20 protein-coding genes, 8 tRNA genes and 3 rRNA genes are annotated in these 25,567 nt (G+C 43.1%); 8 read left to right on the top strand and 23 right to left on the bottom strand.

The window, feature by feature from the left end; translation table 11 throughout:
* Positions 1-98: 98 nt before the first annotated feature.
* From AC4QJR_RS00990 to AC4QJR_RS00920, 15 genes are all read right to left on the bottom strand, one after another.
* The gene (locus tag AC4QJR_RS00990; protein ID WP_098576655.1) at positions 99-725 is read right to left on the bottom strand and encodes an anti-sigma factor family protein; all 627 of its coding nucleotides are present in this window, start codon (positions 723-725) and stop codon (positions 99-101) included.
* Positions 726-743: 18 nt separating this feature from the next.
* On the bottom strand, positions 744-1,307 hold the full coding sequence (gene sigW, locus AC4QJR_RS00985) for an RNA polymerase sigma factor SigW (RefSeq protein ID WP_098576654.1): 564 nt from the start codon (positions 1,305-1,307) through the stop codon (positions 744-746).
* Positions 1,308-1,781: 474 nt separating this feature from the next.
* On the bottom strand, positions 1,782-2,678 hold the full coding sequence (gene rocF / locus AC4QJR_RS00980) for an arginase (protein ID WP_496524990.1): 897 nt from the start codon (positions 2,676-2,678) through the stop codon (positions 1,782-1,784).
* A 142-nt stretch (positions 2,679-2,820) separates the two neighbouring features.
* A tRNA-Lys gene (locus AC4QJR_RS00975) sits at positions 2,821-2,893 on the bottom strand.
* 2 nt (positions 2,894-2,895) lie between these two features.
* Positions 2,896-2,970: transfer RNA gene (locus tag AC4QJR_RS00970), tRNA-Gln, on the bottom strand.
* Between the two features lie 48 nt (positions 2,971-3,018).
* Positions 3,019-3,103, bottom strand: a tRNA-Tyr gene (locus AC4QJR_RS00965).
* 18 nt (positions 3,104-3,121) lie between these two features.
* Positions 3,122-3,197 (bottom strand) — tRNA-Thr (locus AC4QJR_RS00960).
* Between the two features lie 22 nt (positions 3,198-3,219).
* A tRNA-Val gene (locus AC4QJR_RS00955) sits at positions 3,220-3,295 on the bottom strand.
* A 39-nt stretch (positions 3,296-3,334) separates the two neighbouring features.
* A tRNA-Glu gene (locus AC4QJR_RS00950) sits at positions 3,335-3,409 on the bottom strand.
* Positions 3,410-3,430: 21 nt separating this feature from the next.
* Positions 3,431-3,503 (bottom strand) — tRNA-Thr (locus AC4QJR_RS00945).
* Between the two features lie 26 nt (positions 3,504-3,529).
* Positions 3,530-3,604 (bottom strand) — tRNA-Asn (locus AC4QJR_RS00940).
* Between the two features lie 14 nt (positions 3,605-3,618).
* Positions 3,619-3,735: ribosomal RNA gene (rrf, locus tag AC4QJR_RS00935) — 5S ribosomal RNA — on the bottom strand.
* 127 nt (positions 3,736-3,862) lie between these two features.
* Positions 3,863-6,799, bottom strand: a 23S ribosomal RNA gene (locus AC4QJR_RS00930).
* A gap of 198 nt (positions 6,800-6,997) precedes the next feature.
* Positions 6,998-8,535: ribosomal RNA gene (locus AC4QJR_RS00925) — 16S ribosomal RNA — on the bottom strand.
* Together the 16S, 23S and 5S rRNA genes with 8 tRNA genes alongside form the textbook arrangement of a ribosomal RNA operon.
* A gap of 260 nt (positions 8,536-8,795) precedes the next feature.
* Entirely contained in the window at positions 8,796-9,026 is a 231-nt protein-coding gene (locus tag AC4QJR_RS00920) for a hypothetical protein (protein WP_026565703.1), read from the bottom strand.
* 137 nt (positions 9,027-9,163) lie between these two features.
* Here AC4QJR_RS00920 and pdaB point away from each other — a divergent pair, with 137 nt between their 5' ends.
* Entirely contained in the window at positions 9,164-9,913 is a 750-nt protein-coding gene (gene pdaB, locus AC4QJR_RS00915; RefSeq protein ID WP_098573590.1) for a polysaccharide deacetylase family sporulation protein PdaB, read from the top strand.
* Positions 9,914-9,936: 23 nt separating this feature from the next.
* Here pdaB and AC4QJR_RS00910 read toward each other — a convergent pair whose 3' ends face one another.
* Entirely contained in the window at positions 9,937-10,617 is a 681-nt protein-coding gene (locus AC4QJR_RS00910) for a KinB-signaling pathway activation protein (protein ID WP_375377161.1), read from the bottom strand.
* Between the two features lie 150 nt (positions 10,618-10,767).
* Here AC4QJR_RS00910 and gerD point away from each other — a divergent pair, with 150 nt between their 5' ends.
* Positions 10,768-11,376 carry a spore germination lipoprotein GerD gene (gene gerD, locus AC4QJR_RS00905; protein ID WP_496524989.1) on the top strand — a complete coding sequence of 203 codons (609 nt, stop codon included), beginning with the start codon at positions 10,768-10,770 and terminating at the stop codon, positions 11,374-11,376.
* 82 nt (positions 11,377-11,458) lie between these two features.
* Here gerD and salA read toward each other — a convergent pair whose 3' ends face one another.
* The 3 genes from salA to AC4QJR_RS00890 all read right to left on the bottom strand — a co-directional run bounded on the left by salA (position 11,459) and on the right by AC4QJR_RS00890 (position 13,905).
* Positions 11,459-12,514: an iron-sulfur carrier protein/transcriptional regulator SalA gene (gene salA, locus AC4QJR_RS00900; protein WP_098573599.1), complete on the bottom strand. Its 1,056-nt coding sequence runs from the start codon at positions 12,512-12,514 to the stop codon at positions 11,459-11,461.
* A gap of 137 nt (positions 12,515-12,651) precedes the next feature.
* Positions 12,652-13,377: an N-acetylmuramoyl-L-alanine amidase CwlD gene (cwlD, locus tag AC4QJR_RS00895; protein ID WP_496524988.1), complete on the bottom strand. Its 726-nt coding sequence runs from the start codon at positions 13,375-13,377 to the stop codon at positions 12,652-12,654.
* 84 nt (positions 13,378-13,461) lie between these two features.
* Positions 13,462-13,905, bottom strand: a complete 444-nt coding sequence (locus AC4QJR_RS00890; protein ID WP_496524987.1) for a YbaK family protein — start codon at positions 13,903-13,905, stop codon at positions 13,462-13,464.
* A gap of 46 nt (positions 13,906-13,951) precedes the next feature.
* On the opposite strand from AC4QJR_RS00890, the gene AC4QJR_RS00885 reads away from it, so the two are divergent.
* From AC4QJR_RS00885 to AC4QJR_RS00860, 6 genes are all read left to right on the top strand, one after another.
* Positions 13,952-14,569 (top strand): hypothetical protein, encoded by a 618-nt coding sequence (locus tag AC4QJR_RS00885; RefSeq protein ID WP_496524986.1) that lies wholly within the window; start codon positions 13,952-13,954, stop codon positions 14,567-14,569.
* Between the two features lie 333 nt (positions 14,570-14,902).
* The gene (locus AC4QJR_RS00880) at positions 14,903-15,619 is read left to right on the top strand and encodes an SDR family NAD(P)-dependent oxidoreductase (RefSeq protein WP_496524985.1); all 717 of its coding nucleotides are present in this window, start codon (positions 14,903-14,905) and stop codon (positions 15,617-15,619) included.
* Positions 15,619-16,647, top strand: coding sequence for an S-adenosylmethionine:tRNA ribosyltransferase-isomerase (locus tag AC4QJR_RS00875; protein ID WP_496524984.1), 1,029 nt, complete (start codon positions 15,619-15,621; stop codon positions 16,645-16,647). The genes AC4QJR_RS00880 and AC4QJR_RS00875 overlap by 1 nt, the downstream gene beginning before the upstream one ends.
* Positions 16,648-16,824: 177 nt before the next feature.
* The gene (locus AC4QJR_RS00870; protein ID WP_496524983.1) at positions 16,825-17,937 is read left to right on the top strand and encodes a GAF domain-containing sensor histidine kinase; all 1,113 of its coding nucleotides are present in this window, start codon (positions 16,825-16,827) and stop codon (positions 17,935-17,937) included.
* Between the two features lie 14 nt (positions 17,938-17,951).
* Complete coding sequence (locus tag AC4QJR_RS00865) at positions 17,952-18,593, top strand: response regulator (RefSeq protein WP_496524982.1); 642 nt, start codon at positions 17,952-17,954, stop codon at positions 18,591-18,593.
* A 128-nt stretch (positions 18,594-18,721) separates the two neighbouring features.
* Entirely contained in the window at positions 18,722-19,819 is a 1,098-nt protein-coding gene (locus AC4QJR_RS00860; RefSeq protein ID WP_496524981.1) for a CotH kinase family protein, read from the top strand.
* A 103-nt stretch (positions 19,820-19,922) separates the two neighbouring features.
* On the opposite strand, the gene AC4QJR_RS00855 is transcribed toward AC4QJR_RS00860, so the two are convergent.
* From AC4QJR_RS00855 to aspA, 4 genes are all read right to left on the bottom strand, one after another.
* Positions 19,923-20,855 carry a response regulator gene (locus AC4QJR_RS00855; protein ID WP_098573619.1) on the bottom strand — a complete coding sequence of 311 codons (933 nt, stop codon included), beginning with the start codon at positions 20,853-20,855 and terminating at the stop codon, positions 19,923-19,925.
* A 4-nt stretch (positions 20,856-20,859) separates the two neighbouring features.
* Positions 20,860-22,158 carry an ATP-binding protein gene (locus AC4QJR_RS00850; protein ID WP_496526588.1) on the bottom strand — a complete coding sequence of 433 codons (1,299 nt, stop codon included), beginning with the start codon at positions 22,156-22,158 and terminating at the stop codon, positions 20,860-20,862.
* A 131-nt stretch (positions 22,159-22,289) separates the two neighbouring features.
* Positions 22,290-23,984 carry an NAD-dependent malic enzyme gene (locus AC4QJR_RS00845; RefSeq protein ID WP_496524980.1) on the bottom strand — a complete coding sequence of 565 codons (1,695 nt, stop codon included), beginning with the start codon at positions 23,982-23,984 and terminating at the stop codon, positions 22,290-22,292.
* A 129-nt stretch (positions 23,985-24,113) separates the two neighbouring features.
* Complete coding sequence (gene aspA / locus AC4QJR_RS00840) at positions 24,114-25,550, bottom strand: aspartate ammonia-lyase (RefSeq protein WP_496524979.1); 1,437 nt, start codon at positions 25,548-25,550, stop codon at positions 24,114-24,116.
* Between the last annotated feature and the right edge of the window lie 17 nt (positions 25,551-25,567).

Raw genomic sequence — 25,567 nt, 5'->3', positions numbered from 1 at the left:
ATAAAATACAATCTATTTATTATATCATAAATACCACTTGTACCTATTATATGTATCTTCCTAAAAAAACAAATCACTCAGACAGAGTGATTTGTTTTTTATTTAGTTTCTGGTTGGTTCTCAAAAATTTGAACAACATCATGTGTAGTCTTTTTAATATGGTACCAAATCCAATCAAACACTTCATTAACTTCATCAATTTGCCCCGTTACATGTCCTGCCGAAGCCAAATACTTTTCACCATTTATGACGGTTACATCCCCTTGGACTTCGCCTTCAATTTTCAATTTGCCATTCCGGACGATGACATCGCCTTTGACTGTTTCACCTTTAGGAACGATGACCGTATTATTTTGAACCACTAAATTTTTTTGCTTTGTAACCGAAAATTCGCGATCTTCATTCCATGTCGAAAAGAGACTGCCCATCATTAATACGAGAAATAATGAGGCAGCTGCAAGCATGGGATGGTTTTTTATCCAGCGCTGCATTCCAATCTTTCTCTTCTCTTTTGGTAAACGTGCCAATACATTAGCGGTAAAATTATCAGGCGCTTGCATATATGAGACGCTTTTTACAAAAGCAATCGTCTTTTTTAATTCATTAAATACTGCTTCACAATCTTTACAACTTTGGAGGTGTTCTCTTAGGGTTCGTTCATGTTCGGGTGTAATTTCCTCATCTAAGTATTCATGCATTAGCTCGATGATTTGCTCTGGACACATTGACAGTTTCACCTCTCATCATACATATCTTAATTGTTGTCTAAGTGCTTCTCGTCCCCGGTGAATTCTTGTTTTAACCGTCCCCAGGGGTAATTCAAGAATTTCACTAATTTCATTTAAGGAGAGCTCTTCCATATATTTCAAAACAATGGCTGACCGATATTTGTCAGGCAGTTTTAAGATCTCATTTTGGACGGTTTCTTGCAGTTCTAAACTTTCTAACTCCGTCTCAGGCAGCGGTGTGTTGGAAGGGATCTGTGAGTACATGGTTAAGCCGTCTGTCCCTGCAACTTCAGCATCTAGATAATGATCGGGTTTCTTTTTACGCATTCGGTCAATACACAGATTGGTAGCAATCCGGAACAGCCAGGTTGAAAATTTCAAATCTTGATTAAAGGATTTGATATTAACAAAGGCACGGATAAAAGCTTCCTGTGCAATATCCTCTGCTTCATGGCGATTACCAAGCATGCGAAAACAAAGTTGATAAATACTGTTTTTATATAATTCAACAATTTCACCAAAGGCATCCTGGTCTCCCTTGATTACTTGCTTTATTCTCTTTTTTACTATTGCATCCATTAAGTTACCTCAGCTCCATTGCTGCTAACCGATAATACGTATCGATAACAGAAAAGTTTCGTTTAAAAACGAAAAAATTTACAACACCTTTAATATTAACAAAAATATCCTAAAAGGTTTAATAATAAGCTAAAAATAAAAAAACAGCAGCACAGATGATGTGCAGCTGTCTGATTTTGGGTGCTTTCTTATTAGATGACGGGGTGCACTTTTCGGTTGGGGGGATTAGGTAAAGCGGGCGAGGTGAGAAATAGACGGAAAAATTCCGCCTAATTTGAAATGAGTATAAAAAAATGAGTAAATAGCCGGAGAAATTCCGTCTATTTACTCAAAAAATGCAAAAGTGGGGAATTTTTCTTTGCTTAACCGGAAAAACTCCGCTTATTTACCACGAAATGAGCTCCATTCTGCTTTTAACCGGAAAAACTCCGCTTATTTTACTTTTGTTTGTTAACTCGACTAAGCTGTTTTTATTTATAATAATTTTTCCCCGAATAATGAACCCATCAACTCAACAGCAACTTTAGCTGTTTTATTTTTTTCATCTAAAATAGGGTTTACTTCAACAAATTCTGCGGAGGTAATAATTTTTGCCTCTTCTAACATCTCCATGGCAAGATGACTTTCACGGTAACTGATTCCACCAATAACTGGTGTACCAACTCCTGGCGCATCATTTGGATCTAAACCATCGAGATCAAGTGATAAATGAACACCATCTGTTTTATCCTTAAGGTAGGCAATTGTTTCCTCCATTACTGCAGCCATCCCCATTCGGTCTATTTCATGCATAGTATAAACCTTGATACCTATTTCTTTAATTAATTCTTTTTCTCCATCATCCAGCGCCCTTGCACCAATAATGACTACATTCTCTGGTTTTACTTTTGGACCATATCCGCCTATATCGGTTAACTTGCTGTGACCTAACCCGATACTGACGGCTAGAGGCATTCCGTGGATATTACCTGTGGGACTTGTTTCAGCTGTATTTAAATCACCATGGGCATCATACCAAATTACTCCAAGGTTTTTATAATGTTTAGATACACCTGCTAAAGTACCAATTGCGATACTATGATCACCGCCAAGAACGAGTGGAAATGCACCAGACTCCACAGCAGTATCTACTTTTTCAGCAAGTAAAGCACTTTTTTCCGCAACTAAATCTAAATTTCGTAAATTGGATTCTTTATCAACTACTACTTCAGGTCTTCCAATTGGAATATCCCCTAAATCATGTATTTCATCAAATAGTGGCTTTAGGCGTTCAACTACCCCCGCATAACGGATCGCACTTGGCCCCATGTCCACCCCACGTCTCATTTGTCCTAAATCCATCGGCATTCCAATAATCGAAAGCTTGTTCATAATAATTCCTCCTACCCCAATATAATTCTATTTTAACCGCTTTCATACCGATGACTCAACTCGACAAAATAATGTATGAATATACGTAAGAAAAGCAAAAAAAACTTTGGAATTTTATCCAAAGTTTTTTGCTTTTCCTATATGAGCCATGAAGGACTCGAACCTTCGACCCTCTGATTAAAAGTCAGATGCTCTACCAACTGAGCTAATGGCTCTCTGGCTGGGCTAGCTGGATTTGAACCAACGCATGTCGCAGTCAAAGTGCGATGCCTTACCGCTTGGCTATAGCCCAATAATGATGTGATAATATCTAGTATGACCAACTTTTTTAAAAATATAATGGTGGAGGGGGACGGATTCGAACCGCCGAACCCGGAGGGAGCGGATTTACAGTCCGCCGCGTTTAGCCACTTCGCTACCCCTCCATATTAAATTTAAAAAAATGGTGCCGGCGAGAGGACTTGAACCCCCAACCTACTGATTACAAGTCAGTTGCTCTACCAATTGAGCTACCCCGGCATAGGTTTACATAATAAAATTATGGTGGAGGATGACGGGATCGAACCGCCGACCCTCTGCTTGTAAGGCAGATGCTCTCCCAGCTGAGCTAATCCTCCAAATAAATGAAAGTTATTTTCACTAGCGTGAAAAAGTTATGGTGACCCCTACGGGACTCGAACCCGTGTTACCTCCGTGAAAGGGAGGTGTCTTAACCGCTTGACCAAGGGGCCATACTATTATTAAAATAGGTAAGCTTCCAAGCGGGCTCGAACCGCTGACCTCTTCCTTACCATGGAAGTGCTCTACCTACTGAGCTATGGAAGCACAGCTAAACTTAGTTTACATAAAAATGGCTCCGCAGGTAGGACTCGAACCTACGACCGATCGGTTAACAGCCGATAGCTCTACCACTGAGCTACTGCGGAACAATAATATTACAGCCTGGCAATGTCCTACTCTCACAGGGACGCGTGTCCCAACTACCATCGGCGCTGAGAAGCTTAACTTCCGTGTTCGGTATGGGAACGGGTGTGACCTTCTCGCCATAATTGCCAGACCATATATTCGACACTATTTTATTATAATGTCTTTTTTATTTTTTTCAAGAGGAAAATTAATTTTTTTCATTCCCTCAAAACTAGATAATACAGAAGAAGTTTGTAAACTTGAGTTCACCTTAAAATATGGTTAAGTCCTCGAACGATTAGTATCAGTCAGCTCCACATGTTACCACGCTTCCACCTCTGACCTATCAACCTGATCATCTTTCAGGGTTCTTACTAGCTTGCGCTATGGGAAATCTCATCTTGAGGGGGGCTTCATGCTTAGATGCTTTCAGCACTTATCCCGTCCGCACATAGCTACCCAGCGATGCTCTTGGCAGAACAACTGGTACACCAGCGGTGCGTCCATCCCGGTCCTCTCGTACTAAGGACAGCTCCTCTCAAATTTCCTGCGCCCACGACGGATAGGGACCGAACTGTCTCACGACGTTCTGAACCCAGCTCGCGTACCGCTTTAATGGGCGAACAGCCCAACCCTTGGGACCGACTACAGCCCCAGGATGCGATGAGCCGACATCGAGGTGCCAAACCTCCCCGTCGATGTGGACTCTTGGGGGAGATAAGCCTGTTATCCCCGGGGTAGCTTTTATCCGTTGAGCGATGGCCCTTCCATGCGGAACCACCGGATCACTAAGCCCGACTTTCGTCCCTGCTCGACTTGTAGGTCTCGCAGTCAAGCTCCCTTGTGCCTTTACACTCTGCGAATGATTTCCAACCATTCTGAGGGAACCTTTGGGCGCCTCCGTTACTTTTTAGGAGGCGACCGCCCCAGTCAAACTGCCCACCTGACACTGTCTCCCACCCCGATCAGGGGTGCGGGTTAGAATTTCAATACAGCCAGGGTAGTATCCCACCGACGCCTCCACCGAAGCTAGCGCTCCGGCTTCTCAGGCTCCTACCTATCCTGTACAAGCTGTACCAAAATTCAATATCAGGCTACAGTAAAGCTCCACGGGGTCTTTCCGTCCTGTCGCGGGTAACCTGCATCTTCACAGGTACTATAATTTCACCGAGTCTCTCGTTGAGACAGTGCCCAGATCGTTACGCCTTTCGTGCGGGTCGGAACTTACCCGACAAGGAATTTCGCTACCTTAGGACCGTTATAGTTACGGCCGCCGTTTACTGGGGCTTCGATTCAGAGCTTCGCTTGCGCTAACCCCTCCTCTTAACCTTCCAGCACCGGGCAGGCGTCAGCCCCTATACTTCGCCTTGCGGCTTCGCAGAGACCTGTGTTTTTGCTAAACAGTCGCCTGGGCCTATTCACTGCGGCTCTTCGAGGCTATTCACCTCAAAAAGCACCCCTTCTCCCGAAGTTACGGGGTCATTTTGCCGAGTTCCTTAACGAGAGTTCTCTCGCTCACCTTAGGATTCTCTCCTCGCCTACCTGTGTCGGTTTGCGGTACGGGCACCTTTTATCTCGCTAGAGGCTTTTCTTGGCAGTGTGGAATCAGGAACTTCGGTACTAAATTTCCCTCGCTGTCACAGCTCAGCCTTATGTGAGAGGCGGATTTGCCTACCTCTCAGCCTAACTGCTTAGACGCGCATATCCAACAGCGCGCTTACCCTATCCTCCTGCGTCCCCCCATTGCTCAAACGATAAAGAGGTGGTACAGGAATATCAACCTGTTATCCATCGCCTACGCCTTTCGGCCTCGGCTTAGGTCCCGACTAACCCTGAGCGGACGAGCCTTCCTCAGGAAACCTTAGGCATTCGGTGGATGAGATTCTCACTCATCTTTCGCTACTCATACCGGCATTCTCACTTCTAAGCGCTCCACCAGTCCTTACGGTCTAGCTTCAACGCCCTTAGAACGCTCTCCTACCACTGACATCGTAGATGTCAATCCACAGCTTCGGTGATACGTTTAGCCCCGGTACATTTTCGGCGCAGAGTCACTCGACCAGTGAGCTATTACGCACTCTTTAAATGGTGGCTGCTTCTAAGCCAACATCCTGGTTGTCTAAGCAACTCCACATCCTTTTCCACTTAACGTATACTTTGGGACCTTAGCTGGTGGTCTGGGCTGTTTCCCTTTTGACTACGGATCTTATCACTCGCAGTCTGACTCCCACGGATAAGTCTTTGGCATTCGGAGTTTGTCTGAATTCGGTAACCCGATGAGGGCCCCTAGTCCAAACAGTGCTCTACCTCCAAGACTCTTACTACGTGAGGCTAGCCCTAAAGCTATTTCGGAGAGAACCAGCTATCTCCAAGTTCGATTGGAATTTCTCCGCTACCCACACCTCATCCCCGCACTTTTCAACGTGCGTGGGTTCGGGCCTCCATCCAGTGTTACCTGGACTTCACCCTGGACATGGGTAGATCACCTGGTTTCGGGTCTACGACCACATACTCAATTCGCCCTATTCAGACTCGCTTTCGCTGCGGCTCCGTCTCTTCAACTTAACCTTGCATGGGATCGTAACTCGCCGGTTCATTCTACAAAAGGCACGCCATCACCCATGAACGGGCTCTGACTACTTGTAGGCACACGGTTTCAGGAACTATTTCACTCCCCTTCCGGGGTGCTTTTCACCTTTCCCTCACGGTACTGGTTCACTATCGGTCACTAGGGAGTATTTAGCCTTGGGAGATGGTCCTCCCTGCTTCCGACCGGATTTCACGTGTCCGGCCGTACTCAGGATCCACTCAGGAGGGAACGAAGTTTCGACTACAGGGTTTTTACCTTCTCTGACGGACCTTTCCAGGTCGCTTCATCTACCCCGTTCCTTTGTAACTCCATGTTGAGTGTCCTACAACCCCAAGAGGCAAGCCTCTTGGTTTGGGCTATGTCCCGTTTCGCTCGCCGCTACTCAGGGAATCGCGTTTGCTTTCTCTTCCTCCGGGTACTTAGATGTTTCAGTTCCCCGGGTATGCCTTCCATACCCTATGTATTCAGGTAAAGATACTGTTCCATTACGAACAGTGGGTTCCCCCATTCGGAAATCTCCGGATCAAAGCTTACTTACAGCTCCCCGAAGCATATCGGTGTTAGTCCCGTCCTTCATCGGCTCCTAGTGCCAAGGCATTCACCGTGCGCCCTTTCTAACTTAACCTAAAAGGTTATTCTCTTAACTTAATTAAGAGAGAAAACTAAAATGGCGATTACTCGATGTTTACTTTGCTTCTTCATTACGATTATCTAGTTTTCAAAGAACGAATTAGTTTGAGAGAATTGCACTCTCAAAACTAAACAAACAAGAATCAATGCACAAACTGTTTTGTCTGGCTCACAAGTCCAGCTTTATCCTTAGAAAGGAGGTGATCCAGCCGCACCTTCCGATACGGCTACCTTGTTACGACTTCACCCCAATCATCTGTCCCACCTTAGGCGGCTGGCTCCTTACGGTTACCCCACCGACTTCGGGTGTTACAAACTCTCGTGGTGTGACGGGCGGTGTGTACAAGGCCCGGGAACGTATTCACCGCGGCATGCTGATCCGCGATTACTAGCGATTCCGGCTTCATGCAGGCGAGTTGCAGCCTGCAATCCGAACTGAGAATGGTTTTATGGGATTGGCTAAACCTCGCGGTCTTGCAGCCCTTTGTACCATCCATTGTAGCACGTGTGTAGCCCAGGTCATAAGGGGCATGATGATTTGACGTCATCCCCACCTTCCTCCGGTTTGTCACCGGCAGTCACCTTAGAGTGCCCAACTAAATGCTGGCAACTAAGATCAAGGGTTGCGCTCGTTGCGGGACTTAACCCAACATCTCACGACACGAGCTGACGACAACCATGCACCACCTGTCACTCTGTCCCCCGAAGGGGAAAATCCTATCTCTAGGAGTGTCAGAGGATGTCAAGACCTGGTAAGGTTCTTCGCGTTGCTTCGAATTAAACCACATGCTCCACCGCTTGTGCGGGCCCCCGTCAATTCCTTTGAGTTTCAGCCTTGCGGCCGTACTCCCCAGGCGGAGTGCTTAATGCGTTAGCTGCAGCACTAAAGGGCGGAAACCCTCTAACACTTAGCACTCATCGTTTACGGCGTGGACTACCAGGGTATCTAATCCTGTTTGCTCCCCACGCTTTCGCGCCTCAGCGTCAGTTACAGACCAGAAAGCCGCCTTCGCCACTGGTGTTCCTCCACATCTCTACGCATTTCACCGCTACACGTGGAATTCCGCTTTCCTCTTCTGCACTCAAGTCCCCCAGTTTCCAATGACCCTCCACGGTTGAGCCGTGGGCTTTCACATCAGACTTAAAGGACCGCCTGCGCGCGCTTTACGCCCAATAATTCCGGACAACGCTTGCCACCTACGTATTACCGCGGCTGCTGGCACGTAGTTAGCCGTGGCTTTCTGGTTAGGTACCGTCAAGGTACCGGCAGTTACTCCGGTACTTGTTCTTCCCTAACAACAGAGCTTTACGACCCGAAGGCCTTCATCGCTCACGCGGCGTTGCTCCATCAGACTTTCGTCCATTGTGGAAGATTCCCTACTGCTGCCTCCCGTAGGAGTCTGGGCCGTGTCTCAGTCCCAGTGTGGCCGATCACCCTCTCAGGTCGGCTACGCATCGTCGCCTTGGTGAGCCGTTACCTCACCAACTAGCTAATGCGCCGCGGGCCCATCTGTAAGTGACAGCCGAAACCGTCTTTCAACTTTCCCTCATGAGAGGAAAAGGATTATCCGGTATTAGCACCGGTTTCCCGGTGTTATCCCAGTCTTACAGGCAGGTTGCCCACGTGTTACTCACCCGTCCGCCGCTAGACTCCGAAGAGTCTCGCTCGACTTGCATGTATTAGGCACGCCGCCAGCGTTCGTCCTGAGCCAGGATCAAACTCTCCAAGAAAGTTGATTAGCTCATTTGTTACGTTGGCTTAGTTTCATTTCTGAAACTAAAAGTTATTGTTTGTTTGCACGATTTTGTTTGTTTAGTTTTCAAAGAGCAATTTGTTGTATCGCTCAAAAGCGACTTTATTAATATATCACCTGCAAAACATAATGTCAACAACTTTTTTGAAGTTTTATTTATGTCAGCAGCGACGTTTATTAATATACCAAGATACTTATTTATTGTCAACGGTTCTTGCATAAAAAAAGAATCTTTTTTTATCCCTTTTTCCTATCCTTCTTTCCTCTCCTCATATACTTTAGACAATCATGTGGTGAAGCTACTCTTCGAAAAAGGGTAAATAATACTTTATATCTTTCTTCCATCGCTCTCTTTACTATGTGATCTATACGATCATCTCTTAAATCAAAAAGAATTTCATCCATTTCTCTTTTAATAAGGTATTCCATTTCTTTTACTTCCTTATCATTTATTAGAAGTCCAAACATTGAATAACCTCCAGCGTAATATCTAGTAATTGTAGTCTTTTCCAATTTTTGAGATTTTATTATAAGATTTTCTATTCATATTTTAAAAAAAGTCCGCATAGGTTGAGACAAGGACAGTATTGGACGAGGTGGGGACGATGAAATTTTTTGTAGTTAACGGGAAGTCTTTGAAGAACATTTCACTTATTTTAATTGCAGCGTTTTTTACGGCATGGTTTCTCTACATAGAGAACCTTACACAAATTCCTGTCTTTTCAACAAAGGATGGTCCGAAAGCAATTTATAGAGGGGAAAAGGGTCTTGCTCTTACTTTTAATATCGGTTGGGGTGATGAAAAGGCAGAGCCTATTTTAGATACCTTAAAGAGGGAAAATGTAAAAGCAGCTACTTTCTTCTTAGCTGGTTCGTGGGCCGAGCGACACCCAGACATTGTTAATCGAATCATAAAGGATGGTTATGAAATCGGTATTCTTGGCTACGAATACAAAGACTATCGGGACTTGGAAGATGTAAAAATCGGCCAAGATATCTCAAAAGCACAAGAAGCCTTCAGAAAACTAAATGTGAAGGATATTAAGTTGCTCCGAGCTCCAACCGGTCATTTCGATGAGCGGACTTTAAAAATTGCCAAAAGATATGGATATACAGTAGTCCATTGGAGTGTCGATTCAAAGGACTGGAATAATCCAGGGATTCCAGCCATTGTCAAGAACGTTGGTAAAGCAGACAAAGGCGATATCGTTTTGCTTCACGCTTCCGATTCAGCAAAGCAAACAGCCAAAGCATTGCCATTGATTTTAAAGGAAATTCGCCAAAAAGGATTTAAACTTGTTTCCGTATCAGAATTAATAGCTAACGGTGAGGCCAGTTCAAAAGAAATAAGATAAACACAAAAAAACCGTCCAACTTTTTAAATGGACGGTTTTTTTGTCTTTTTCTTAGTTACGGGTTTGTTACTTTGGGCTTGGTTTGCCCTCTTTTGTCTTTCCTGCTGTGATTGAATGTTTAATTTATGCAAAATCAAAAGTTGATAAGCATTACACGCCATTAATGCAAACATCATGAGGTAAAGCCAGCTATGTTCATTTACGCGAAGGACTGGTACCCACTCAACTAAAGTAACCACAATCATAAAAAATACGGCAGGAATAAACGCATCCCGATTGGTCTGTTTTACTTTATACCATGCTGCCGCTAACGCAACTATTAACAGGATGATAGCGGGACCAAAGTATGGGAGAACAGAATCACCTGGGTCAGCAAAATTGTCGTACCGCAAATAAACTAAATCAAATAAACCAAATAGAATAAGAACAATTTGTACAGCATTCCACAAGGAAACAGATTTAAAGATCCCTAAACCGAAACGGTGAACCGTTAAATATGCAAAAAAGCCCATTTGGCTAATAACACTAAACAAAAAGCCCATGACAATTAACCAAATCAAGGTCGACAAAATATCAATGAGTTTAAATTCAGTAAAATAGGGCTCAAACTCATTCCAGCGAACAATAAAGCCCACAATAGCCGTTGTGATACCGCCCACTAATAATGTGTTTAAAAATAATTTTACCCAATTACGGCTTGTCACACTATAAACCTCCAGAATACAAAAATAATCAACATTATGATTGTACCAAGTCAAATTTGAAAAATCCATAATTTATGATTCTGTACGAATAATCTTTCACAAGTTACAACATGCTAAACTTAAGGATTTTTATGTGAAAGGGGCTTATTAATGAAAGCAAAAAGCATATTGTGCCTCCTGCCCATCTTGGTGTTCTTGACAAGCTGTTCAGCCAATGAATCCAGCGGCGGAGGACAAGTTGATTACGAACAAACGAAAAAGATGGTTGTTGATATTCTTAAAACGGATGATGGGAAAAAAGCACTCCAAGAAGTAATGTCCAGTGATGGCATGAAGGAAAAGCTGGTAATGGATCAAAAAGTTGTCTCTGATACGATCCAGCAAACTCTCACATCGGATAAGGCAAAAGATTATTGGAAAAAAACGTTTAGTGATCCTAAATTCGCACAAAGCGTTTCAAAAAACTTGAAGTCTGAAAACAAAAAATTACTGAAGGAATTAATGAATGACCCCGAATATAGAGGAATGATGATTGAGGTTTTTAAAGAGCCGGAAATCCAAAAAGAGATGGCAGATGCATTAAAAAGCAAAGAGTACCGAGCACATCTACAAAAAGTCATAACAGAAACAATAGATAGCCCCTTGTTTAAAGCAAAAATACAAGAATTGCTCTTAAAGGCAGCAGAAGAAGCGGCTAGTAAATCCGCTGGTAAAAGCCAAAGTTCCGACAGCGGCAGTAAGACCGATACAGGAAGCTGAGGTGAATTTATTATCTTGACCCATACTATCTAATGAAGAGAAGCCTTTTCCAGGAGGAAAGGGCTTCTCTTTTTGCATCTTTTTATTTTTTAAGTAAGGCAGTTACTTTTTCAGCAATTTCTAAATAAATTTTTCCAGTCTGATGGTCTTCTTGATAAATTGATGGTGCAAAGTCTTCGTCGTTCCAATCGGGCTGGTTAAGCGGCAAACGGCCAAGAACTTCGGTATTCAATTCCTCCGCTAATTTATCTCCCCCGCCTTGTCCAAATACATATTCCTTTTCACCAGTCAGCTTACTTTCAAAGTAGGCCATGTTCTCAATGACACCAAGAACTTCATGGTCAGTTTTCAGTGCCATTGCACCCGCACGCGCTGCAACAAACGCAGCAGTTGGATGTGGAGTAGTAACGATAATTTCTTTACATGCCGGCAGCATGGTATGAACATCTAAAGCCACGTCCCCAGTACCTGGCGGCAAATCTAATAATAGATAATCGATATCGCCCCACTCTACTTCACTAAAGAAGCTGTTTAACATTTTTCCTAACATGGGTCCACGCCAAATAATTGGTGAATTGTCTTCCACAAAAAAGCCCATGGAGATAACTTGGACACCGAAACGTTCGACAGGGATGATCTTTTCTCCCCTAACTACAGGTCTCTGGGTAATTCCCATCATATCAGGTACACTAAAGCCATAAATATCGGCGTCAATTAATCCAACCTTTTTGCCTAGACGCGCCAGCGCGACAGCAAGGTTCACCGACACCGTTGATTTACCAACGCCGCCCTTTCCACTGGCAATGGCAATGAAAGTGGTTTTATTTGAATGAAGCAAATTTGTCTCATTATTTTCTGGTTCCGCATGGCGATTTGCTGCTAATACTTCTTCAGGTAGTTCGCTAAAGCGGATTCCCACCGTTGCCGCCCCAGCTTCTTTTAACAAATTAACAATTTGTGTTTGTAATTGGAGCTGCTCCGCTGTACCAGTTTTTGCGATTGCCACTTTTACGCTTACATGGTTTTTTTCTTCTTTGATCTTTATTTCCACAATAGCATTTAATTCAGCTAATGTTTTATGTAAAAATGGTTCCTTCAGGCTGCCTAGAACCTCATAGATTCTTTCCTCTGTTAACATAAAAAGCACCTCACATTTTGAATTCGTTTCCATCTCTCAGTATATCATATCCAAGTTAAGAAACAGTTAAATGAATCACAGGTATTTTTACTGCTAGCTGCTTTTTTTCCAAAAAAATAGAAGGTGTTTTTCCACCTTCAATACTCTGGCTCGACGAGTTCTTTTTCATTCGTATAATATCGAGTGATACCTTGATAGATGGAAACGGCAACTTTCTCCTGGTAGGAATCCTTTTTTAACTTTTCCTTTTCTGCAGGGTTGGACAAAAAGCCAACTTCCACTAAAACGCCAGGTTTCTTCGCGTTTTTTAAGATATAGACATTATTAATAGGTTTCGCTCTACGTGTGGTGTTCTTTAAATTTGTCCGCAGCTCGTCTTGGATAAACTTGGCCGCCTCTGCATTTTCTTTATATTGTGGTGCATAGAAGGTTTGAGCTCCGCTCCATCTGGAAGATGGAATGGCATTTAAATGAATACTGACAAAAAAGTCATTATCACCGTCGTTAATCATCTTCAGTCTAGTTTTTAAATCTTCCACTTTTCTTCGACTGTAGCCTCTTGTATCAGATGCTGCTAAATCGGTATCTGTTTCTCTGGTCATAATGACAAGGGCACCTTGCATTTGCAAGTAATCCCGAACTTTTTTGGTAATCTCTAAGGCAATGTCTTTTTCTAAGGTTTGACCCGTTCCTGCGCCGCCATCTGGTCCGCCGTGGCCCGGGTCAAGCAAAATGATTTTTCCTGACAACGGAAGATTCCAAGCATTCAATGAGTCATCTTCAGCAAAGTCATATTGTAAAACGAAAAATAAGACAAATAAGCCTACAATAAAACTAATTATTTTCAGTCTTCGTTTTGACACCCCAATCATTCCTTCCCGCTCGTCCCTATTCTCTAAACTATATGGGACAAAGGGGGGAATTAGAACAGGAAGAAATGCCAGACCTTAGTGCAGACGGAGCTTGTGGCGTCTTTGTCCTTTTTCATAGCCCTCTCTCCACCAGATATGGATATACTGCTCACATAGATAGTAAAGTGATTCACTCATGGCGCCTTCTTCACCGCTCCCCCAATAAAGGAAAAAGTTATATAACGTATCAATAAGATGTTTTTCTTCTCGGTAGCAGCGTTTTCGAACATCATCAAAGGTTTCACCATGATAACCAAATTTGCTATATTTTGCCCCCAATAAAAAAGCTTCAAGTGCGATATCATAACATGCTTCTTCAATTCCTGTATTCATGATGAGGCTGGAAACAATTTTGGTGGAGCCAAAGTATTGTTGGACTCGTTCTTTTAATGTATTGATCGATAATTCCCGAAGGACTGATCGTTCATATTTTATTTGTTTTTCCCGTTTTTTTTCCTTAAAGGTCGTAATGACTGTCACTTCTTTTCACCTCTTAGAACTATTCTTTATCTGGGGTTCAGAAGAAATGCAAAGAATTAAGTTGCCAATTTTTATCGGGTGTGACTCTAAATTGTTAACAAAGAATTCAAACCAACGAAGTAAGTTGCTCCTTCGTCCATTACTTAAAGATCTTGGCTTTCACTCACCTATTGAAGGTGACGTAACCTTTGTACACCCCAATTTCACCTTATACCAAGCCCCATTAAAAGAGCCAATTATTCACCCCACTCAGTTAAACAGTCTAATGAAAAAATTAAACGAGATTCCTTCAAAACTAACGAACCGCCACAAAATACTTGCTGATCAACTAATCTCATTGCACCAAACGGACAATCCTTTTACCCGTTATCCCGCTAATAACTTTGATCACCTGAAAAAGGGGGTTATTTGTGGAAAATGCCACTTGTTGATCATTCCTGATGAAGGGAAGATGATTGTCTGTAGTAAATGCGGGCACATAGAAACAATCGATTCTGCTGTATTACGGTGTGTGGAGGAATTAGTGTTGCTTTTTCCTGGCATCAAAATTACAACGAATCTGGTTTTTGAGTGGTGTGGGGTTGGGTCTAAGAAGCAAATACGTCGAATCCTTAAACAAAACTATACTTTGATGGGGTTTGGGCAATGGACTTATTATGAATAGATTTACCAAGGCAACTCTTTTTCGTTCATAAGGGTAGGAACGATTGACTGATTGAATACCCTGGGACTCTTTCTCCCCCTTGCTCGGTCGTCAATCGCTCCTATTGGCTACCCTGGCGACTCTTTTTTTCCCTTGCTCGGTCGTCAAATGCTCCTATTGGCTACCCTGGCGACTCTTTTTTCACCTTGCTCGGTCGTCAATGACATCTATTCACTCGCTATTTCTTCAATTCCTCATCCTAAAGTTGTAGATAAACTTCAAGCTTTTTTCCGAATGATGATTTTACAAAAACCTTTATGCTTAAGACATCAAGAAACAAAGGGGAGAGACGATATGAATAATAAAGTTGTGATGATTACTGGCGCGTCTAAGGGGCTGGGCAGAGCGTTGACACTGGCTTTTGCAAAGGAAGGAGCTAAACTGGCCATCTGCTCAAGAACATCAGAAAAACTCTTAAAAGTGAAAGAAGAAATTCAAAAATTAGGTGCGGAAGTTCTCGCAGTTACCGCGGATATTTCCAAATCACGCGATGTAGAACGATTCATTGCGATGACTGAGGAGGCATTTGGCCACATTGATGTCTTAATTAATAATGCCTCGATCCTTGGCCCCAGTCCAATGCCTCTACTGCTCGATTACCCAGAGGAAGACTTTGCGGAAGTACTGCGAGTAAATGCAGTTTCGCCCTTTCTTGTGACAAGAAGGGTCATTCCAGGGATGCTCGAGCGGAACGAAGGTTCAATCATCAATGTTACATCGGAAGCTGGCCATACGGGTTATGCAGGATGGGGTGCATACGGAATTTCTAAGTTCGCCGTGGAAGGACTCACCCAGACTTGGGCAGACGAATTAAAGGAGACGAATATTCGGGTAAACATGGTCGATCCCGGTGAAATGGACACAGATATGCATCAATTAGCAGTCCCAAATTGCAATTACCCATTAGCTAAGCCAGAAGATGTCATCGAAATCTTTCTTTATCTAGCATCAGATAAGGCAGCCGCAATAAATGGCCAGCGCTTTGAGGCTCAAGCAGAGGAGGAATTGTGATGGCAACAAGAGCATTAGATTTTTACCTGCCTAATGAATTAAATGCGTCCCTCCCCCCTGAAAAGCGCGGTGTGCGAAGGGATCATGTCCGGATGATGGTTCTCGACCGGGCAACAGGAGACATCAAGCATGATCATTTTTTCCAGCTTGCAGATTATCTCGAGCCCGGCGACCTGCTTATTGCCAATAACAGTCGAACTATCCCCGCGGTTTTACACGCCAATTGTATTCGAGGCACAGAACCCATCATACCCCATGTTGAAGTGCGTTTGGCCAGACGATGCCAGGAAGAACTATGGGAGGCATTAATCGTTGCCGCTCCCGTAAAACCAGGTGACATACTCGAGTTTTCATCAGAATTGTCTGCAATCGTAATTGCAGACAAGGGAAATTCTCCATTAAAAATCATTGAATTTACGAAACAAGGTACGGAACTATTTAATAGTATTTATACCCTTGGAGAGCCGATTCGTTATGAATATATCGAGAAGCCATGGGATCTTGATTACTATCAAACCATTTTTGCCAGTCATCCCGGTTCTGTGGAAATGCCCTCAGCAGGCAGAGCGTTCAGCTGGGAGCTAATTTTCAAATTAAAGCAATTGAACATCCATTTTGACTTTATCCAACTGCATACAGGACTAAGTTATTTAATCGACGATACCTATCAGCAGTCACCTGAAGAAAATATCGAAGAGTACCAAATCTCTGAACAAACCATGGATCGGATTCGCCAGACAAAAGCCGCTGGCAAACGAGTCATTGCGGTTGGCACCACCGTGGTTCGCGCTCTTGAAAGTGCAGCCAAAAGCGGAGTCCGATCGGGCGCAACCAATCTCTATATCGATCAGCAATATCCTTTAAAAATAGCCGACGGAATCATTACTGGTTTTCATGAACCCCAAGCGAGCCACCTTGATATGCTGTCCGCCTTTGTATCAGAGCAGCATTTGCTGCAAGCATACAATCATGCCATCGTCGAAGGTTATTTATGGCACGAGTTTGGCGATATGAATTTAATCTTATAATCCAAGGTTTTACCAAACGTGCGTTTCCATCATTATGGTTTTAAAGTTGATAATCTCGAGGAGTCGATTGATTACAAGCTAAGCCTGCTCCATAACGTTCAAAGTCAAGTTTTTAACGTCAACCTTCCATCCATTAAGTTATAATTACAGTAAATGCGGACAGTGGAGGAGAATAGAATGTCTGAGAAGAATAATGATATTGGGATTTTAAAAGAAATCGCTGAGTTATTGAATGAAGGAACGGATACAAACAATGTGCTGTCCGGCGTATTGAAAAGACTTCTCCAAGTAACTGGTCTACAGACTGGATGGATTTTTTTAATGGATGAGCAAGGGACGCATCACCTCGCAGCCGACGAATCACTGCCCCCTGCTTTGGCAGCTAACCAAAAAGAACGAATGTGCCAGGGCGGGTGTTGGTGCGTCAATAAATACAATAATAAAAAATTAACTAAAGCTACGAATATTATGGAATGTAAACGAATTGAGGAAGCGATCGAAGAACATGCTGGTGAAACTTGCGGACTGACCCATCATGCCACCGTTCCGCTAGGAGCTGGAGATGAACGATTTGGAATCTTAAATGTTGGATCGCCTTATAAGACACATTTCAACAAAAATGAACTTGCATTACTTGAAGCTGTTGCCTATCAAATCGGCACGGCGCTAAAACGCATAAAACTTACCCAAAGGGAACAAGAAACCGCACTTGTTGCGGAACGCAATCGGCTGGCAAGAGATCTTCATGATTCCGTTAATCAACTGTTATTTTCCCTCAGCTTAACAGCAAGGGCAGGAGTGGAAATGACTGAGCAAGAAGAAGTGAAACATACATTCGTCTATATTAAGGACTTAGCTCAGGAAGCGCTTGGAGAGATGCGAGCATTGATTTGGCAGCTGCGCCCGCTTGGTCTAGAGAATGGCATCGTTAGCGCCTTGAGAAGTTATGCTGAAATGCTTGGCCTATCCATCGATACCGAGATTACAGGAGCAGCGAGCGTTCCTGGAAAAGTCGAGGAAGCATTGTGGCGCATCGGTCAGGAGGCGTTAGCCAATTGTAAGAAGCATTCCCAGACCACCGATGTGACCTTGATGTTTCATGCCGCTAAGGACCTCGTTGTGATGACCATTAAGGATCAAGGATGCGGCTTCCATTACGGAGAAAATGTTGAAATTCTCTCATTAGGGTTAAAAAACATAAGAACACGGACAGAATCGCTTAACGGACAATTTTTCATAAAGAGTAGACCAGGTAGCGGGACAGTGATAGAGGTCCGCATACCTTTTTAGAGAGGAGAATTCACATGTGTATACGCATCCTAATAGCTGACGACCATCATGTCGTCAGAAGAGGCCTGGTCTTTTTCCTTCGAACACAAAAAGGCCTTGAAATTATCGGGGAAGCCGCCAATGGCAAAGAAGCCGTTCAACAGGCCCAGTTGTTAAAGCCAGATATTATTTTAATGGACCTCGTCATGCCGGAAATGGACGGAATCCAGGCAACAAAGATCATAAAAGAAAAGCAGCCCGAAATTAAAATTATGATGCTGACGAGTTTTTCGGACCAAGATCAGGTCATTCCCGCGCTCGAAGCTGGTGCTTCCGGGTTCCAATTAAAAGACATTCAGCCTGATGAGCTGGTCACATCGATTAAAAAAATCATCAGCGGGGAAAATCAGCTTCACCCAAAAGCTACCTCACATTTACTCGCCAATTTGTCCAATAAAAGCAAGCAGGAAAAGAATTTACTAGAGGAATTAACCAAGCGGGAGGTAGATGTGTTAAAAGAAATCGCGAAAGGAAAAAGCAATAAGGAAATTGCTGCCGCATTATTTATTACCGAAAAGACGGTTAAAACTCATGTATCGAACCTTTTAGCAAAGCTTGAACTGGCGGACCGGACACAGGCCGCCCTGTATGCAGTTAAAAACCAACTAGTCAACTAAGGGCGGATGCGGGGAGAAACTACATCTGCTTTGTTTGAAAATTAAATTGCAAGGAATTGAGCAATTTCTTGAGCATTTTATACACGCCTTTAATAGGATGAATTAAGCTTATTAAGGATGTGTTTTTTATGGAACAAATACCCTACCAAATTCCATCATATTTTTTAGAAATAAAAAAAGCGGATCTAAAAGATCTTAGGAATGATATTTGGAGCGATGACCCTGTTCCTGCCTGTTTACAGGTGGGTGATACCCGCTATAATGTTGATATTTGCTACCGAGGTTCCTATACCCGGGAATTCCGTAAAAAATCATATATGATCAAGTTCATAGAACCAAAAACCGTTTCGGATGCACATGTCATTCACCTTAATGCAGAATACAGAGATCCCTCACTCCTCCGCAACAAACTTTCTCTCGACTTTTTTCAAGACATTGGTGTCTTATCGCCGGAAAGTAAGCATGTTAATTTAATAAGAAATGGCTCTTTAAAAGGGGTGTATCTACAATTAGAATCCGTGGATGAAATGTTCTTGAGAAGAAGAGGACTCCCTTTAGGGCCGATTTTATATGCTGTAGGTAATGGCGCCAACTTTTCACTGTACAAAAAGGGCAAACAGAAGAAGTCTCTTACTTCAGGCTACCAAAAAGCATTTGGGAATGAATCCGATTATAAATACCTCATCGAACTAGTAGAAAAAGTCAATAGTATCCAACTCTCCGACTTCCCCCGGATCATTTTCAAACTCATTGACATAAATAAATACGCACAGTGGCTGGCATGCGCGGTTTGCACCATGAATAATGATGGATTCACCCATAACTATGCCCTTTATCGTAACAGCCAAACAGGGTTGTTTGAATTCATTCCTTGGGATTATGATGGCACCTGGGGCCGGAAAATTAGCGGGGGTATTATGAAGTACGATTATGTTCCTATTGGAGGTAGAAATACCAACCATCTTTCAATTCTTCTCCTGCAAGTACCTGAGTTTCGCACGCTTTACAGAAACATATTAGAAGAAATCTTAGAAACTCAGTTCACAGTTCCTTATTTAGAAAATAAAGTTACTTCTATGCATCAAGCTTTACGGCCGCATATCCTGCAAGATCCGTTTAAAAAGAAGGATATCGAATTATTTGATGGGGAACCGGAAGTGATTTTTCAATTCATTCGTGATAGATCTGCCTATTTAAAAAAAAGACTCAAGTATTTAGACTCCTAGCAAAGTTAGGCAAAAAAAGACCCCCAACCAATATGGTTGGGGGCCTTTGAAAGTACCAATAATAGTTGGAACCATGCTGCTATCCCAGGTTCCTATTTACATTCTAATACCCCTCATCTACCAGCTGTTTTGCTTCAAAATACAACACCTGAATAAACTTCTTGGCATTAATCCGCGTATGCGTTGATGAAATTAAAGATGCTTGTTTCAATTCCGTCATTCGTTGACGCACTGTTGTAAAATCAAAAAACTTCGACGCGTAATTCTCAAATTTCTGATTCGCAAAATCAGCGAGGCCAAGCGAGGCCAAATGGTTCAATGATTGGTAAATTGCTCGGCGAACACGCTGTTCGGACGCTTTTCTCTCCCTGTCAACCTCATCTTGCGAAGCGGCCGTTCCTAATTTTTTTAAGCTGATATGGGTGAAGATATCCTTTAAAATAGGAAATCCCGTCTCAAATGCTAGTTTTTTCTCATAATGGTATAAATAATCGATGATTTCCAGCAAGTCCTTGCTTCCATTTTCACCGGCTATGCCGAGTTCGGATAAAAGAACTTGCCCCCAATCTGTAATTTTCTTTTCCTCGGAGGCAGACTTTTGTTCCTTGGCGGAATTCCAATCAAATACATTGCTGAGTGATTTTTGAATGTCTTGTATAGACTGCTCCAAACGAATGCGTTCCATGACCTTCTGTACAACCGATAATACTTCATTTCTGTTCAGCGGCTTCGTGATGTAATATTCGATTCCAAGTGAATAAGCCTCCCCGATCAGTTCTTTAGACTCTACTTGGGAAATCATAATGATTTTCCCTTTAAATGACTGCGCAATGCCACGAATGGTTTCAATTCCGTCCCGGATCGGCATCAGTAAATCAATGAATAAAATATCGACATGCTTCATTGCCAGTGTATGTGCATCTAGTAATGAACCATCATCCGCTTCTCCTACAACGTCACCCAATTCTTCATCCTCTATAATTTGTGACAGCATAGATCGAAAGACTTCATCATCATCCGTAATATAAAAAAACATAAACTCACCCTTTCTCGGCAAGACAGAGGATCGGCAGCCGGATAATGAAAATGCATCCTTTCCCACTCGTTTGGAGTGTTACCTCTCCTCCCAATTCCTCTGACATTTCTTTTACAAAAGATAGACCGATTCCCGTGGACGGTGTTCCATCTTCTCCATATCTAGAAGTAAACCCCGGTTTAAAAATGAGATGTTTATATTTAGAAGGAACGCCCGGACCGTCGTCAATCACTTTACACTCGAGCCAATTATCCTCTTTATCTATTGAAATGGTGATTGTGCCTGTATTTTCAATCGCTTCTACTGCGTTCGCGACTAAATTGTTGATAAAAGACAGCATAAGGTAAATGTGATAATTTGGATGCTCTCCCCTAATCTGCGAAATAAATTTGATTTTCTTCCCTAACAGCTCTGCATATTTCTGATTGATTCGAACTATTATGTACGCTAATTCATGTACATTCATATATTCCGGCAGACTTTCGCTTGATATGAGCTTTGAAAGTCCCGCAAAGATTCTTTGGTTATCCTTTTTTATTTCATGCACCTCTCCGGCTATCCGTAAAGCTTTTTTCCCCCAATTTTCAATGGGAAGTCCTTGGTCTTGTTTAAAATCAATCATGTTTCGATATAGATTGTAGGATTCTTTTGTGATGGTTTCTGCATTTTGCAGCGTCTTTTTCAAATAAACAGACTCTACATACAAATTGGAAAGGTGCATGAGCATATTCTCATTCTCCCTCCGAGTTTGCGATTCTTTCAGTCGTAGTTCGTACAGTTTCATCATATTGATGAAGGCCAAAACAAAGAAGCTTCGAAACACTGCGATAATAATGATTTTATTCAATGCCCCTATCGTCACAGCCGTTCCCAATACAAAAAGATGAAAAAGCATTAGTTCAATAAGACTGGATGTGATTTCAATTGTAATACCGAAACATCCAATCAGCAAAGGATGTTGAAAACGATTCACCCTCATCAAATAAAACAGGAAGGCATATGTAAAATAGTAGAAAAACGTCGGATAACGTTCGGTAAGAGATACTGCCAGGCTAAAGTCTGCCGACGCCATCCAATCCAATAAAACCCGGAACGCCGATACTGACATTCCTACTAGCAGCCCCATGACTACAGGTGAAATTTTACGAAAGAACAATAAAGAAAAGAAGAAAATAGGTGTTCCGAAACTGACACGAAATACATTATCGAATGGATGAAAGTTCAATTCACCCGCGATTGGTACTATAACCATAAGAGCAATAACGATCCAGGTATCTTTGCTTTGCAGTTGATCCGTTCTCAAATCTGCCACTTCCTGATTTTTGCTACTAACAAACCGCCGCCTTGTAGTTATAAACACAATTGACCCCCATACACTACTAGTTATATAAGAAAATACAGCTTGTTTATCAAAACAAGCTGTATTTTCGCCCATTATACCATAACTGTTTCTTTCGCCGCTTTTATAGGCCGATACACCGGTTCCCACATTGAATTTCGAACTGCTTGCTTAATATCGTCATGTTTTATTCGTGCCACACCATCGGCAACAGCCGCCTTTGCCACTTCTATCGCGACAATTTCTGAAATGGCACGAAGATTCTCAATCTGCGGAAGTAAAGGCGCACCTGGATTGCTTACATCGATCATTCCCGCCACAGCTTCTGCTGCTGCAGCAAACATGCCGTCAGTGATGATACTGGCACGGGAGACGTTTGTTCCAAGTCCAAGCCCCGGGAAAATAAGAGCGTTATTGGATTGTCCGATTTCATATACTGTTCCGTTATATGTAACAGGAGAAAACGGACTTCCTGTTGCTACGAGTGCTCTTCCCTCTGTCCAATGGATTAGATCAGCAGGCTTTGCTTCCGCAAGCGGAGTCGGATTGGACATAGGTAATATTACCGGTCTTTCAACGTGCGCTGCCATGTCTTTCACAATATCCTCAGTGAATGCCCCCGCAACCGTTGAAGTTCCGATCAAAATAGTTGGATGTACTTGATGAACGACTTCAGCTAAGCCTGATCCTGCATTTTTTTCCTCAGCAGGACGCGCATATGGGCGCTGGAAGTCGTACAATTCGTCCATATCATCTGCCAGTAAACCATTCCGGTCAATGCACCAAAATCTTCGGTTCGCCGATTCCCATGAAAGCCCCTCCCGTACCATGGCATCACGAACCTGATCAGCAATTCCAATACCGGCTGTACCCGCCCCGAATACGACTACACGATGCCCACTGAGCGGAATACCGGAAGCGCGCACTGCCGCCAGCACAGCAGCAAGCGATACGGCCCCTGTTCCTTGTATATCATCATTGAATGTACACACTTTATCTCGATACGTTTCTAAAATGCTTCGCGCATTTTGGGAACTGAAATCCTCCCAATGCAGCAAAGCATTAGGAAACATTCTCGCCACCGTACTTACAAACTGCTCAATGAATTCATCATACCGCCCATACCGAACACGGGGATGGCAATTACCGATGTAGAACGGGTTGTTCAGAAGCTCTTCACGATCTGTGCCCACATCTAAGATTACAGGCATGACACGTGCGGGATCGATTCCTGCTGCGGCTGTATAAACAGCTAATTTACCAATCGCGATATTAATACCGCCAACCCCCCAGTCACCGATCCCTAAAATGCCTTCCCCATCGGTAATAACGATTAAATCGATATCTTCCGCACTCGCCCCGAAGTTTTCAAATGCTTGTTCAATGCCGCTTGCATCATTAATAGATAAATACACCCCGCGCGGCCGGCGGTATTCGATGCTGTAACGCTGGATTGCTAACCCGACTGTCGGTGTATATATGATTGGAAGCATTTCTGGTAAATGGTCCGTCAGCACCCGGTAAAACAATACCTCGTTTCGGTCATGCAGTGCCGATAACGCAACATTTTTATGCAAATCGTTCGGCTGCGAGCAGAATTGTTCATAAGCGCGGCGTGCCTGCTCATCGAGCGTTAGTACTGCCGGCGGCAATAATCCTGTTAAATTCAGCTCCTGTCTCTCCTCCTCCGTGAAGGCAACCCCCTTATTCAACAACGGTATAGCCATTAATTCCGCACCTTGTAAGGCAGTTTCCACATCCCCATTCGGACCAACCTTGAATTTATACATATAATCCCTTCCTTTTCCAATCAACCTCTGCTATTGATTCTCAATAAAAATAAGGCAGCCTCGAAGTTCTATCCCTTATGTCAAACAAAAAAGGGCCGCTCCGCCCTCCTTTGCTTGCCATGTACAAGTTTACTGTCTATTTAAAAGAACTGCACCTGCGATACCAGGGTGAGTCATTTCATAAGGGTCTAAAATTAGATCAAGCTCTTCTTTTGATAATACGTCATATTTCAAGCATAATTCGCGAATCGGCTGACCGGTTAAAATCGCTTCTCTCGCTATACGTGCAGCAACCTCATAGCCTATATGCGGATTTACCGCCGTAATAATCCCGGCACTCTTTTCTACATATTCCTTCATTCTTTCTTCATTTGCTTCAATTCCCTTTAAACAATAGTCTGTAAATGCACGAAATGCATTATTCATAATACTGATGGATTGAAGTAAATTAAATACGAGAACAGGCTCCATAACATTCAGTTCCAGCTGCCCTGCTTCAGATGCAAGACAAATCGTATGGTCGTTTCCAATAACTTGAAACGCCACTTGATTAATGACCTCAGCCATTACAGGGTTGACTTTCCCCGGCATAATGGAAGAACCAGGCTGACGGGAAGGCAATGTTATCTCGCCTAATCCCGCGCGAGGACCGGAGGCCATCAATCTCAAATCATTGGCAATTTTGGACATGTTCATCATGCATACTTTAAGTGCTGCCGATACTTCCGTGTAAACATCTGTGTTTTGGGTTGCATCCACAAGGTGCTCAGCACCCACGAGCGATAAGCCGCTAATATCGGCAAGATGCTCCACTACACGCTCAATATAGCGAGGGTCTGCGTTCAAGCCCGTTCCCACTGCCGTAGCGCCCATGTTCACCTCATATAAATGCTGGCGTGATTGTTTGATGCGCTTGATATCGCGGGCAATTACGCGGGAGTATGCTTCAAACTCTTGACCTAATCGAATCGGTACAGCATCCTGCAGATGAGTACGGCCCATTTTGATGACCCGGTCAAATTCCTTTGCTTTTTGCTCGAATACGCCATGCATAGATTCCATTGTGTCTAATAATTTTTCTAACATATTCAATGTTGCGATGTGAATCGCAGTCGGAAAAGCATCATTCGTAGACTGAGCCATATTCACATGGCTGTTCGGACTAATATGGAAGTAGTCTCCTCTTTCTTTCCCAATTAATTCAAGCGCACGATTGGCAATGACCTCATTCGCATTCATGTTCATTGATGTACCTGCGCCGCCTTGAATCGGGTCGACAATGAAATGATCATGCCACTTGCCGTCGATGATTTCTTGAGCGGCCTCTATTATGGCTTTGCCCACCCCTTCATACAGGCGCTTTGTTTCCATATTGGCAAGAGCCGCCGCTTTCTTGACAACGGCCAAAGCTTTAATTAGTTCTTCATGAATTGTATATCCTGTAATAGGGAAGTTCTCGACAGCGCGCAATGTTTGGATGCCGTAATAGGCATTTACAGGCACCTCTTTTTCCCCTAAAAAATCCTTTTCAATCCGAACATTTCCTTTTATTTCAGTTACTGTCATTACATTTCTCCTCCTAT

The organism is Neobacillus sp. BP17 (genome assembly GCF_059579525.1).
Note: the sequence above shows the minus strand (reverse complement) of the source record. Positions and strands in the feature narration are given on the sequence as shown.